Annotated in this window: 10 protein-coding genes; 3 read left to right on the top strand and 7 right to left on the bottom strand. The window is 45.8% G+C overall.

Annotation, left to right across the window (positions count from 1 at the left end; translation table 11 throughout):
* Positions 1-22 precede the first annotated feature (22 nt).
* The 7 genes from GDZ68_RS09195 to GDZ68_RS09165 all read right to left on the bottom strand — a co-directional run bounded on the left by GDZ68_RS09195 (position 23) and on the right by GDZ68_RS09165 (position 9,781).
* Complete coding sequence (locus tag GDZ68_RS09195) at positions 23-1,705, bottom strand: hypothetical protein (RefSeq protein WP_153721996.1); 1,683 nt, start codon at positions 1,703-1,705, stop codon at positions 23-25.
* A gap of 310 nt (positions 1,706-2,015) precedes the next feature.
* Positions 2,016-3,335, bottom strand: a complete 1,320-nt coding sequence (locus tag GDZ68_RS09190) for a YjiH family protein (RefSeq protein ID WP_153721995.1) — start codon at positions 3,333-3,335, stop codon at positions 2,016-2,018.
* Between the two features lie 91 nt (positions 3,336-3,426).
* A complete protein-coding gene (hutI, locus tag GDZ68_RS09185; RefSeq protein ID WP_153721994.1) occupies positions 3,427-4,680 on the bottom strand; it encodes an imidazolonepropionase in 1,254 nt (417 codons plus the stop codon).
* The gene (gene hutU, locus GDZ68_RS09180; protein WP_153721993.1) at positions 4,681-6,363 is read right to left on the bottom strand and encodes a urocanate hydratase; all 1,683 of its coding nucleotides are present in this window, start codon (positions 6,361-6,363) and stop codon (positions 4,681-4,683) included.
* A gap of 169 nt (positions 6,364-6,532) precedes the next feature.
* Positions 6,533-7,963: a helix-turn-helix transcriptional regulator gene (locus tag GDZ68_RS09175; protein WP_153721992.1), complete on the bottom strand. Its 1,431-nt coding sequence runs from the start codon at positions 7,961-7,963 to the stop codon at positions 6,533-6,535.
* A gap of 472 nt (positions 7,964-8,435) precedes the next feature.
* Complete coding sequence (locus GDZ68_RS09170; RefSeq protein ID WP_153721991.1) at positions 8,436-9,080, bottom strand: 3-oxoacid CoA-transferase subunit B; 645 nt, start codon at positions 9,078-9,080, stop codon at positions 8,436-8,438.
* Positions 9,077-9,781 (bottom strand): CoA transferase subunit A, encoded by a 705-nt coding sequence (locus tag GDZ68_RS09165; RefSeq protein WP_153721990.1) that lies wholly within the window; start codon positions 9,779-9,781, stop codon positions 9,077-9,079. Before GDZ68_RS09165 ends, GDZ68_RS09170 begins: the two co-directional genes overlap by 4 nt.
* Positions 9,782-9,911: 130 nt before the next feature.
* On the opposite strand from GDZ68_RS09165, the gene GDZ68_RS09160 reads away from it, so the two are divergent.
* The 3 genes from GDZ68_RS09160 to GDZ68_RS09150 all read left to right on the top strand — a co-directional run bounded on the left by GDZ68_RS09160 (position 9,912) and on the right by GDZ68_RS09150 (position 13,776).
* Positions 9,912-11,555 carry an ATP-binding protein gene (locus GDZ68_RS09160; protein WP_153721989.1) on the top strand — a complete coding sequence of 548 codons (1,644 nt, stop codon included), beginning with the start codon at positions 9,912-9,914 and terminating at the stop codon, positions 11,553-11,555.
* Between the two features lie 13 nt (positions 11,556-11,568).
* Positions 11,569-12,270: a response regulator gene (locus GDZ68_RS09155; protein ID WP_153721988.1), complete on the top strand. Its 702-nt coding sequence runs from the start codon at positions 11,569-11,571 to the stop codon at positions 12,268-12,270.
* Between the two features lie 189 nt (positions 12,271-12,459).
* Positions 12,460-13,776 (top strand): CitMHS family transporter, encoded by a 1,317-nt coding sequence (locus GDZ68_RS09150; protein ID WP_153721987.1) that lies wholly within the window; start codon positions 12,460-12,462, stop codon positions 13,774-13,776.
* The last annotated feature ends 39 nt before the right edge of the window (positions 13,777-13,815 follow it).

Raw genomic sequence — 13,815 nt, 5'->3', positions numbered from 1 at the left:
TTGTTCTCTCCTTTTTTATTAGTTAGATACTAACGTATAAAAAAGGAGTTGCCTGGGGCGGCTGTCCAGGAGGCGGATGAGTCCACTGGAGCTTGCCCAGTATGTGTTCTGCATACCATCGTGTACTGATTGTCCGAACCGCCTGCAATTGTTCACTCCACAATCCCGCACTCACATCGATATGTGAACCGTTTGCTGCAGATACTGCGGTCGATGAACTTGACGTGACAACAATTGCCGGTGTTTCAGCTGCTGAAGCTTGGTTTTCTTTCACTGGTGGAATCAGCTGACCGGTTACTTGATTTTGACGATCCTCAGCATTCATTTCAGACAGTTCCACTCTAAATGAAGAGTCAGATAACACAGGCGCGCGTTCCTGTTGTTCTGTGAACAGCTCGAATGCTTCCAGCCGCTGCAAAACATTTTTACCGGCCGCTTTCTTTTCAATTTCTTCCTTCACCAGTTTTTCAGATGATTCATTTACAAGTTTCTCGGTATCCTGTTGCGAATGAACAGTTGATTGTTGTACAGGGACCATTGGTATCTGTTCAGCTTTTTCAGCTGGCTTCACCTGATCTGCAGGCTTAACGGGCTGAGTTGCTGATGACGGTTTTTCTGATGGTTTATATTGCGGATTGCCGACTGCCGGCTGAATGATTTCATTCGTTTGCCCAACTGTCTCCGTAACCGTTTGATCCGTGACATCTTTCACTTGATCGTCCTGGCCGTTTAGGTGTTCAGTCACTTGGCCGACAACAGGAGTGACTACAGGGATTTCCGGTAACTTTTCTGTTGTCTGTGTAACTTCCTGCAGCGTATCTTTCACCAGATCTGTCGTTTTCTCGACTACAGGCACCGTACCGCTTAGGGTTTCATTAATTAAAGCTGCCGTATCCTTCAAAGTCTGCCGTATCGGCTTTTCAGTCGGTGTTGTCACATTCTGCACCACTTTATGGACCGTCGCAGCTGTGCGGTTCAGCGTGTCTACTGTAAACGAAACAGTTTCTTCGATGACTGGCGCAGTATTTGAAACGACAGGAACTTCATTGACCGCTTCTGTCACTGCATTTGATACAGACTCTACAGTATTTGTAGTCGTTTCAACTACAGGAACCGCAGTCTCCACCGTGTCACTCACCAGCCCGCCTGTATTTTTCAGCACTTGCTGTACCGGTTTTTCATCAAGTGACTTCACTGCATCTGTTGTTTGATCCACATAATCAGCAGTATTCCCCACCGTTTCACTTACGGCTTGTACCGTTTCTTCTACCACAGGCGTGACAACTGGAATTTCAGGCAGTTCTTTTGTAACTCCTGCTGTGTCTTTCACAGTCTGCTGAACAGTTTCAGTGGTCTTGTTGACAGCCGGCTGAACCGCTTCAACGGTTTCCCGGACAAAGTCTGCTGTTCGCCCAACCGCCTCGGTTACTGGCTTCTCCGAAGGCGGCCCGGCAATCGTTTTAACAGTTTCCCCTGCAAAGTCTGCAGTCTGCTGAAGTGTCTTGCTTGTCGCTTCTACTGTTTGTTTGACTACTTCTCCAGTATTGTCAACCGTTTTTGTTACCGTGTTGACAAGTCCTGAGATGATCCCGGTATGTCTTTGATCTGCCTTCTGCTCTACTTCCTCTGTCTCCTGACCATGCATAACAGCAGGTAAAGCACAGACAAATAGTATAGTCCAAAAGATTATTTTTCCATTCCTCAAACCTACACCTCCTTCCTACGTAAAATAGAAGGGAATTATGCCCCTTAACTTCGAACTACCCATTAGACAAAATAGTAAACACGTAATTTAACCTGTATATCCAACAACTTTGCAGCAATAGTATTAATAGAGTAAAAGAAATTTTCGGTATTCATACAGGAAACTTCATTCGTCTTTTGAAATGCAGTAAAATACTGCTTGCTATTTATTTAATAACAGTATAGTAGACAGCAAACGATAGGTATATTGAATTACAGACAAAAAAAGCCCTTGCGAAAGTTTAATGAGCTTTCGCAAGAACTTATCTATTTTACAGCACCAAAAACGCAATCGGTGTCACAATAATAATTGTCAAAATCACACGTTGGACCCAAATGACGATTAACTTAGGGATAGAAACCGGAATCTCTGTCGCGACGATACAAGGAACGAGCGCAGAGAAGAAAATGATACCCGATACTGAAACCACTGCAACGATGAACTTCGAAATCAATGCAGATTTAGCAACAAGCAAAGCAGGCAAGAACATTTCAGCGATGCCGAGTGCACTTGCTTTCGCTACCAGCATCGGTTCAGGCACCTGCATTAAATACGTGAACGGATAGAAGATATAACCAATCCAATCAAATACCGGCGTAAATTCTGCCAGCACCAGTCCAAGTAAGCCAATAGACAGAATCGACGGCAAAATAGCCATCGTCATCAACAATCCGTCTTTCAGGTTAATCCAAATATTTTTCGCAATCCCCGGAGCTCCTGAAACCGTTTCCATCGCTTCACTCCATGCAGCAGCAAAACGGCTGCCCTCCGGTTTCATTTCTGGCTGGGGTGTAGACCCTTCATAATACTCATCTTTCATAGAAGCCAGCGGCCAGATGCGTACTGTAATACCCGTTACAATGAACGTAACCACCAATGTAATCCAGAAGTACAGATTCCACATGCTCATGATATCCAATGTTTTTGCAACGACTACCATGAATGTTGCAGACACAGTGGAGAAGCCTGTTGCAATGATCGCTGCTTCTTTCGCTGTATATTTCCCTTCTTTATAGACGCGATTTGTGATCAGGAGTCCTAAAGAATAGGAGCCGACAAATGAAGCAACGGCATCAACCGCTGAACGTCCCGGAGTCTTCCACAACGGACGCATAACGGGCTGCATCAGCACACCGATGAATTCCAATAAACCGTAGCTGACGAGCAGCGCCAAGAATATCGCACCGATCGGAACCAGAAGGCCGACTGGAATTACTAACTTATTGAGCAAAAACGGTCCCATATCGGGATCGAACAGCCACGCGGGTCCGATGTTGAAAATGAGAAGTATACCGACACCCAGTCCAATTACTTTAAAGAACGAGAAGATTATATCCACCGAAGATTTTTTCCATGTTCCTGAAACAAATGGATAAACTGCCCCCGCCAATAAAAGCACTAACGCATAGTACGGCAGGACAGCGCTTACATTCTCTTGAATAAAGCTGACTATATGATCCAGCATAATTGAATTCTTCCCTCCGATAGTCACCGGAACAAAAAACATAAATCCGCCAATTGCGCTGTATAAGAAAAACTTCCACATGCCCGGGGTCGTCTTACTCGTTGTCTTCTCTTTCACCTGTTGCATATCTATTCCCCCTCTGATCTATTAACTATTAACTAATTGGGAAAAATACTGTGAAGACATGACACGGCATGTCTCCACAGTATTTTATGAATCAGCCTACAATCTTGCGGCCTTCTTTCCAAACCTTATCTACATGATTGACACCGAACAGATACTGCAATTCCTGATAGCTGCCGATGTCCCACATCACGACATCTCCCTGCTTTCCTACTTCCAATGAACCTGCGCGGTCTTCTACTTTAATCGCACTGGCTGCGTTGATCGTTGCGGCAACTAACGCTTCTGCAGGCGTCATGCGCATCGAAATGCAAGCCAAATTCATTACAAGCGGCATGGAAGTTGTCGGAGAAGAACCCGGGTTGCAGTCAGTGGAAATTGCCACTGCCATTCCGGAATCAATCATATGACGGCCCTGCGCTGCTTCTTCACGTAAATACAGTGCGGTCGCAGGCAGCAGGCAGGCAATTACGCCGGCTTCCGCCATATCTTTAATGCCTTGTTCAGATGCTTTCAATAAGTGTTCTGCTGAAATGGCGCCCACTTTAGCAGCCAGTTCCGCGCCGCCGTATGAAGCAATTTCATCCGCGTGGATCTTCGGAATCAAGCCAAGCTTTTTCCCTGCTTCCAATATGCGTTCGGACTGTTCAGGTGTGAATACATCCAGTTCACAGAACACATCATTGAAGATGGCCAGTTTTTCTTCTGCTACGACCGGCAGCATTTCATTGACAACCAGGTCAACGAACTCATCTTCTTTACCTTTATAATCCGTCGGTACCGCGTGAGCACCCATGAATGTCGGAACAATTTCAACGGCATGCTGTTCATTCAAACGCTTTGCAGCACGCAATTGCTTCAGCTCCGTCTCCAAATCAAGACCGTAGCCACTCTTGCCTTCTACTGTCGTGACACCGTGTTTTGCAAATGAATCCAAACGGCGTCCGGCCTGCTCCACCAATTCGTCTTCCGTTGCTTCACGTGTCATGCGGGACGTTGCGTGAATTCCGCCGCCCGCATTCATGATGTCCATATACGTGGAACCTTCGAGGCGCATTTCAAACTCGCGCTCGCGGCTGCCCCCGTAGACAATATGCGTGTGAGGATCGACAAGGCCCGGTGTTACCAGGCGTCCTGTCGCGTCCACTACATCTGCTTCATTTGCACGGTCGGCATATTGCGCTTCCAATTCTGCCGTAGTGCCTACCGCAGCAATTTTACCGTCTTCGATCCAGACACTGCCGTCCTCAATAATTGCCAAGTCGGACATGTCTTTGCCTTTACGCGGTCCATTTACTCCGGCAATCGTTGCCAGTTCTTTTGCGTGTTTAATCCATACAGGTTTCAATTATTTTCCACCTTCCAACATCGGCATTTTAATTCCTTTTTCCTTTGCTGTTTGAATTGCAATATCATAGCCTGCATCCGCGTGACGGACAACACCCATACCCGGATCTGTTGTCAATACGCGCTCCAGGCGTGCTTCTGCTTCTTTCGTTCCGTCTGCGACAATAACCATACCTGCGTGCTGGGAATACCCCATGCCTACGCCGCCGCCGTGGTGAAGAGAAACCCAAGTTGCTCCGCCGACTGCGTTGATCATTGCGTTCAGGATCGGCCAGTCAGATACTACGTCTGAACCGTCTTTCATGGATTCTGTTTCACGGTTTGGTGAAGAAACAGATCCTGAATCCAAGTGGTCGCGTCCGATGACAATCGGTGCGCTCAATTCGCCGCTTGCTACCATATCATTGATGATTTTACCGAAACGTGCACGCTCGCCGTAACCTAACCAGCAAATACGGGCAGGCAGGCCTTGGAATTGAATTTTTTCTTGCGCCATTTTGATCCAGTTGCAAAGATGTGTGTTATAGCTGAATTCACGAAGGATCACTTCATCAGTTTTGCGGATATCTTCCGGATCTCCTGAAAGAGCTACCCAGCGGAAAGGTCCTTTACCTTCACAGAACTGAGGACGGATATATGCAGGAACAAATCCAGGGAAATCAAATGCACGCTTTACGCCTTCATCCAATGCAACTTGACGAATATTGTTTCCGTAGTCGAATGTAATTGCGCCTTTATCCATCATTTCCACCATTGCCGATACGTGCTGCGCCATAGATTTCTTAGCCAGAGCAACATATTCTTCAGGATTTGATTCGCGAAGTTTCGCTCCTTCTTCCATTGTCATCTTAGACGGTAGGTAGCCGTTTAATGGATCGTGGGCAGATGTCTGGTCAGTCAATACATCCGGGATAAATCCTTTTTCGATCATTTCAGGAAGAATATCAGCCGCATTTCCTACTAGACCGATAGACAACGCTTTGCCTTCTGCTTTTGCTTCTTCTGCAATACGAATTGCTTCGTCCAATGAATTAGTCTTAACGTCTGTATAGCGAGTTTCTATACGACGGTCGATACGTGTCTCATCTACGTCGATTCCGATACAAACACCGCCAGCCATTGTTACGGATAGTGGCTGAGCGCCGCCCATTCCGCCGAGGCCTGCTGTTACTGTGATAGTTCCTTTTAATGAGCCGCCGAAGTGCTGGTTTGCAAGCTCTGCAAATGTTTCATAAGTTCCTTGCACGATCCCTTGAGAACCGATGTAGATCCAGCTTCCTGCTGTCATCTGACCGTACATCATCAAACCTTTTTTATCCAGCTCGTGGAACGTATCCCAGTTTGCATACGCCGGCACGATATTTGAGTTAGCGATCAATACGCGAGGTGCATTTTCATGAGTTTTGAATACAACAACAGGTTTCCCTGACTGTACAAGCAATGTCTCGTCATTTTCTAATTCTTTCAATGAACGGACAATCGCATCAAAGCTTTCCCAGTTACGAGCTGCTTTACCGATTCCTCCGTATACAACCAATTTATCCGGATGCTCTGCAACGTCAGGGTGTAAGTTATTCATGAGCATACGAAGTGCTGCTTCCTGCTGCCAGCCTTTTGTATGAAGCTCTGTACCTGTATAGTGGATTACTTTTTCTGCTGCAATATTAGTCGATGTATTTGTCATGTGAAAAACCTCCTCATAAGTTACTCTTAGTATACTATGAAGAAACCGCTTGCATCTTTATATTTTATTGTTCATTTTATATTATATTTACATTAATTAAAGGAAAACGTTTTCAATTATACTATGTTGCCACCGATTTATGTGTATTATCAATCAAATATGTCTATTCTTACGATTGCCTATATTCATATGGTGTCCGCTCAGTTGTTTCTTTAAAACGTTTGCTGAAATAGGCAGGATGCGAGAATCCAGATGTCTCAGCCACTTCCGCTATGGATAAATCGGTTTCCTTCAATAAACGTTTGGCCTGTTCAATGCGGATTCCAAGCAATGTCTCACTGAAAGGTTCTCCTGCTTCTTTTGCATACTTACGGCTCAGTGTACTCTTATGTAGCTTCATTTCATCTGCACAGTCCGCCAGATTCCAGGCAGAGTCCCAATAATTCATCAGCATGCGTTCCTTCACTTTTTCTGCAAAGTACTGAGAAGTGGATAAATCTTTCGAAGTACGGATTAATTCACCGCTGAATGCAATAAATGACTGAACAATGTCATAGACCACAGGTTCCCGGACTGTTTTATAGAACAGCGCATGGTAGGCCTGCTCCAGTTTATTTGACTGCAATGAGTTCGCCGTCATATAACGCCGAATCTGCGCCAGTATACTCGTCAGTCTGACACGCACCATCTCGGGATTCGGAAATGGCGGCTCAAGCGTCAAGAAGTCGTACTCCAGCCATTCACGAATCTTGACCAACTGCTGTTTCTCGAGCATTTCAATCCACTTTTGCTGATCGATTGGCGACAGAAACGGATCAAGTTCCTTCCATTGAAAGTCTTCTTCAACTTGCGTGAGAATATCATACCCATCATAAAAAATCCGTTCATGGAACAATCTCATTTTTTTATAGAACTCGCGGAAGCTCAATTGTTCTTCCGCCGCATAAAGATAAATCGTCAGCAGCGTCTCATAATGCAGCTTCCACTGCGAAAAAAACATACGATAGGCTTCGTTCAGCAGCTGCATATCTTCTAGCTGATGAATGACGAGCACATGATCAGAAAACGGGAACACCTGAAACACTCCCGGAAAATCGTAACTTTTCAGTTTTTCCACAAGAACATCCAGCACTTCCAGATCAGAAATCGCCAGAAGACTCATGACCACAGGCCGCTCTGGTATTGTCTCCCGAATGAGCAGATCCTCATAAGAAATCGGATTTTTTTGCTGCGAGGAAGGTTCAGCCAAGGCCGGGTTCTCGTTGCGCCAATGAAAACGGATCTGCTGTACTTGTTTCAGCAGACGCTCTGGTGGAAAAGGCCGGAACAATACGTCCTCCGCTTTAAGAGAAAGCGCTTTGTAAACTGTCTGAAACGTCCGTTCAGAAGAAACACCCAGCCAGACTGCGTGCGAAGGAAGCTCCACTTCTTCCTTCATAATGAAATCCATATCGACAATGTACAGATAGGCATCTTGAATGGTCCGAAGCGTTTCGGGACGGTCCCTGACTTCGACTGTGATGTCGTTCCACTGGGAAGTCAGCAGCCATTTTAAACCTTGCGCTTCGAGCGGGTCTTTGATAAGGAGCAGTATATTCACGGTTCATTCACCTCGCGCTGTAGTTGTACTGTATTGTAGCACTTGACCTGATAACTTGATACTGCTCGTCAGGAAAATAGTTGATGTCATGGCGATGAGGCAGGTTGGTGTGGGACTGACACTTTTTCGCGCGGCTGCAGACGAGAGTCCCGTGCAATTTGCTGTCAGATGATCATTCAACGCTGATTCGTGATCATAAACTCTGTCCGCGTGCTCATACCATCCGGTCAGTCGCTCATTCAGCCTCCGCGGGTGATCATATTATTCGAAAACCTGATCATATCTGCCCCACCTGTGATCATAACGCAACTTTCATTCCTATAAAATCTCAATGACTGGTTATATCCCACACACTAAGCCAATAAAAAATGCCCGGAAGTCCAATTAGCATGACATTCCGGACTGTTTTATTGATTGGCTGTTTGTAAAGTTTGATGATCATATAGGCCTCCGGGTGCTAAGTCATTCAATTTCAATTATCCCTGCGAATCAATTCCGCTTCCGTTGCCCCGATCACATCTTCTGCTGTAAAACCGTCAAACACTTCCATCAGCACCAGACCCTGCGGTGTGACTTCAATCAATGCACGTTCTGTAATAATTTTATCCACTACACCCATGCCCGTCAGCGGCAGCGTGCATTGTTTTTTAATTTTCGGCTCTCCGTTTTTTGAAATATGGTCCATAATGACAATGACCTTCTTCGCGCCGTGAACCAAATCCATCGCCCCGCCCATGCCCTTAATGACCTTTCCAGGAATCATCCAGTTCGCCAAGTCACCTGTTTCCGACACTTCCATCGCACCGAGAATGGCCACGTCAATATGTCCTCCGCGGATCATGGCGAATGACTCCGCACTTGAGAAAAACGACGATCCCGGAATGGTCGTTACGGTTTCTTTCCCCGCATTAATCAGGTCGGGATCAACTTCCTCTTCCAAAGGATAAGGACCAATTCCCAATAAACCATTCTCCGACTGCAGAATCACTGTTTTGTCCGGTGAAATATAATTCGCCACCAGTGTCGGCATGCCGATTCCCAAATTGACGTAATCGCCGTCCCGAATTTCCCACTCAGCCCGTTTAGCTATCTGTTCTCTGTATTGGTTCGGTTTCATTGAGCATCCTCCTTCGCACGCACAGTCAGGCGCTCAATTCGTTTTTCCTGCTTTGCCTGCAGCAGCCCTTGGACATAAATACTTGGTGTATGAATTATCGCAGGGTCCAACATGCCAGCTTCGACGATTTCTTCTGCTTCCGCAATTGTCACAGAAGCGGCCGCCGCCATCATCGGATTAAAGTTTTGCGCCGTTTTATTATAAATTACATTTCCAAACTGATCTGCTTTGTATGCTCTGATCAGCGCAAAGTCCGCACGCAGAGCATGCTCCAATAAATATTCTTTGCCGTCAAAAATACGTGTTTCTTTGCCTTCCGCAATCTGTGTTCCTACTCCTGCAGGTGTATAAAAAGCCGGAATCCCTGCCCCTCCGGCACGGATCTTTTCAGCCAGTGTACCTTGAGGCGTCAGTTCGACTTCCAATTCACCCGACAATACCTGCCGTTCAAACTCTTTATTCTCCCCGACATACGAACCGATCATCTTTTTGATTTGTTTTTCCTTCAATAATAGCCCGAGTCCCCAGTCATCCACTCCGCAGTTATTCGAAATAACCGTCAACTCTTTCACACCTTTTTCAGCAAGCGCTATAATCAGCTGCTCGGGTATGCCGACCAGACCGAAGCCGCCGACCATCAATGTGGCTCCGTCTTGAATATCGGCGATTGCTTCTGCACCTGTTGAGTAGATCGTTTTCATACGTATCTCCTCCTCGTCTATTTTGAATACTTACAATAATCATAACCTTCCCTATCAATGTATGCAAAAAAGTTTTCTTTCCATGCACATGGTATGCTGAACACAGCGCTAGTGAAGGAGATGTCATCTCATGATTCGTATTAAAAAACAAGATTTGCCAGTCCATTATATAAAAGCAAAACCCTTCCTCAACCTGCATATGAAAATGGTCGGTTTGATTGGAGCACTTGTCGTGACAATTACTTTATTAATCGGTGGATTCATGAGTTTTTTTGTAACGGATACGCTGGAGACACAGATTGGGGAACGGGCGCTCAGCGTGGCAACGAGCGTTTCTTTGATTCCGGAAGTTTCCGGCGCATTCAATTCGGACGATCCTTCCTCTATTATCCAGCCGATTGTACAGAATATACAGGACCGCACAGATGCAGAGTTTATTGTTGTCGGCAATCGCAATGAAGTTCGTTATGCCCATCCAGACCCTGAACGCATTGGGGAAAAGATGGTCGGAGAAGACAATGAGCGCGCACTTATCTCGGGAGAATCATATATCTCCAAATCAACAGGAACTCTCGGCAGTTCCCTGCGCGCGAAAGTTCCAATTTATGCAGAAGGGGAAATTGTCGGTGTCGTATCGGTCGGCTTTTTGGCAGAGGCCATTAATACAGTAATTTGGGATTACAGTATAGAAATATGGTTTGTTCTGCTCGCGATCAGTATCGCTGCCATTATAGGCGCAGTATTTATCGCAAACTATATTAAGAAATCTTTATTCGGCCTCGAACCTGAGGAAATCTCTCATTTATTATTCCAGAAAGAAACGATCCTTCATTCCATTCACGAAGGAATCGTCGCGATCAATAAAGAAGGACGGATTACTATGATCAACTCTGCCGCTTTAAAGCTGCTGACAAACGATGAACTTCGGACAGAAAAGTGGATTGGCAAGTCGATTCAAGATAGTTTTCCCACTTCAGATTTGCCTTATGTTCTCGAAACCGAACAGGCTATTTTTGATCAGGAAAAAATCCTGGGTACACACAGCGTCTACGTCAACAGTGTGCCAATTTTCTATGAAAACAACGTTTGGGGTGCGGTTGCCACTTTCCGGAATAAAACTGAAATCGAAAATCTGACAAAGAAACTGACGCATATCCAGCAGTATGCGGATGCGCTTCGTTCACAGACTCACGAGTTCTCCAACAAGCTCTATACGATCATGGGACTGACGCGCTTAGGCAAGAAAGAAGAAGTCTTGGATTTCATTCAGGAGGAAATGAATATTCAGCAGGAATGGATGGATGCTTTGCTGAATGAAGTGGAAGACCCCTATGTCAGCGGTTTGCTTGTCGGGAAATTAAACCAGGCAAGCGAAATACAAATTCACGTAACGATACAGCCTGGCAGCCGCTTGCATTCCCCTTTATCCGACCGCACCCGGCAGGCCTTGCTGACTGCTGTCGGAAATTTACTGGATAATGCGTTTGACGCGGTATATGATGAAAAAGCAATTTCCCGGGAAATATCTGTCTTTTTTACGGATATTGGACAGGATATACTGTTCGAAATAGACGATGCCGGACCCGGTATTGCAAGTTCGTTGCTGGATGATGTTTTCAAAAAAGGAACTTCAACAAAAACTGGCTCTGGCAGAGGTTTCGGCCTCGCACTGACAAAACAGGCTGTCGATGCAGTAAACGGTCAGCTGTCTATTGAACCGAGCGAACTTGGAGGTACTTGTTTTGTCGTGACTATTCCAAAAATTACTGAATAAAGGATGGTTTGATATGATAAAGACAATTCGAGTACTGATTGTTGAGGATGATTTTCGGGTGGCGCAAATTAATCGGCAGCTTATTGAACAGATCACCGGTTTTCAAGTACTGGCGGAAATGAAAACTGCAGAAGAAAGCCTCACTTTTTTACAGCAGACAGAGCAGTTGCCTGATCTGATTTTATTGGATGTTTATATTCCGGACAGTCCGGGGCTTGAATTATTTCGGCGTCTGCGCAGCGACTTCCCTGCTATTGATATCGTATTTGTGACTGCGGCAAAAGAGACAGCAACTGTGGAAGAAGCCCTGCATGGCGGCGTGGTCGATTATTTACTGAAACCTGTCGACTTTGACCGATTTCATAAAACATTTACACGCTACCGGGCACGCAAAATTTTATTGGCTTCAAAAGAGGAGGTCAATCAGGAAGATCTGGACCGCCTGTTATACGGAATCGATGTCAGTCCTTCATCAGCCGCCGCACCTGATGGTTTGCCTAAAGGGATTGATCAGTTAACTTTGGAACGAATTGAAGATGTTCTGACGAGCAGTTCAGCAGACGGCATGAATGCGATTGACGTCGGACAGGCAGCCGGGGTCAGCCGTTCCACCGCCAGACGCTATTTAGAATTTCTGGTTTCTGCCGAAAAGGCAAAAGCGCAGCTTCATTACGGCGACGTCGGAAGACCTGAGCGCACCTATTTGAAAATCTGACTGCTCCAGCCGTGAGCATAATGAACAAAATGCATAGAATAAACTCTATTGGTCTTATAATCATAATCTTTTTAGCCCCTTTCCTCCGTGTTACAGTATGAACAACTTAAGAAGTATGTAAGCGGATACGCTTAATGTATCCGCTTACATACTTCTTTTACAAACTTGTTCTTATAAGGAGGAAACGCTATGTTAAGTATTATTGGATTATTAACCATCTTTATTATTGTCGCTTTGCTAATCAGCGGCCGGATCACACCGATTGTCGGACTGGTCATCGTGCCGATCTTCGGTGCTTTCTTTGCCGGATATAACTTTAAAGAAATTGGAGAGTTCTTCGGAAGCGGAATCGACTCGGTCACTAGTGTCGTCATTATGTTCATCTTCGCTATTCTGTTTTTTGGAATCATGCAGGATGCCGGCGTTTTCGATCCGCTAATCAATACAATGATCTTTATTTCGCGAGGAAATGTTATTGCAGTTTCAATGGCAACTGTTGTGATCGCAGCAATCGCGCAGCTGGACGGTTCAGGCGCCTCAACGTTCTTGATTACGATTCCGGCATTGCTCCCACTTTATAAACGTTTGAAAATGAGTCCCTATTTACTTCTGCTGCTCGTGGGTACATCCGCAAGTATTGTCAATATGGTGCCATGGGGCGGTCCGCTTGGCCGTGCGGCAGCTGTACTGGGTGTCGATGTAACGGAGCTCTGGCGCCCGCTGATCAAAATTCAGGTCATCGGTCTATTGCTGTTAGTCGCGGTTGCTTTTGTTCTAGGTATGCGCGAAAACCGCCGAATCGCGAAACGCCTCGCCAATGGAGCAGAAGAGGATTTCACAGAAGACGATGTCGAGGAGGAATCCCTACAAACTGTTAATTCTCTACAGCGTCCGAAAATGCTGGGGCTGAACGTCATTATTGCCGTAACAGTCATCGGACTGCTCGTCTGGGGGAAAGTTCCCGCCGGCTTTATCTTCATGATAGGTTTCAGTATTGCGCTGCCTTTGAACTACCGGTCTGTAACTGAGCAGATGGAGCGGATCAAAGCACATGCGCCGAATGCCTTGCTGATGGCTGCAATCATCTTGGCTGCCGGATCATTCTTAGGTATCTTGAACGGCGCCAACATGCTGGATTCCATCGCTACAGATCTGGTAAAAATTCTACCGGCATTCATCGTGCCCTATTTACACATCATCATCGGATTCTTCGGCGTGCCATTCGATTTATTGTTGAGTACCGATGCTTATTATTTCGCTTTATTGCCAATCGTGGAACAAGTTGTTTCCGGATTTGGTGTCCCATCGATTTCCGCCGCTTATGCGCTGATCGTCGGAAACATCATCGGAACATTCGTCAGCCCGTTCTCACCTGCCCTTTGGCTGGCACTTGGCCTGGCGGGTCTTGAGATGGGGAAACATATTCGTTACTCATTCCTGATTATGTGGGGATTCAGCATTGTTTTGTTCCTCATCACGATGGCTCTTGGCGTAATTACATTTTAAGAGAGTCAGCTAAACACAGAATATTACCATTATGCTATA

Origin of the sequence: Sporosarcina cascadiensis (assembly GCF_009650995.1) — a bacterium.
GTDB classification, from domain to species: domain Bacteria; phylum Bacillota; class Bacilli; order Bacillales_A; family Planococcaceae; genus Sporosarcina; species Sporosarcina cascadiensis.
The sequence above is the reverse complement of the archived record's forward strand: the minus strand, read 5'-3'. Positions and strand labels throughout refer to the sequence as shown.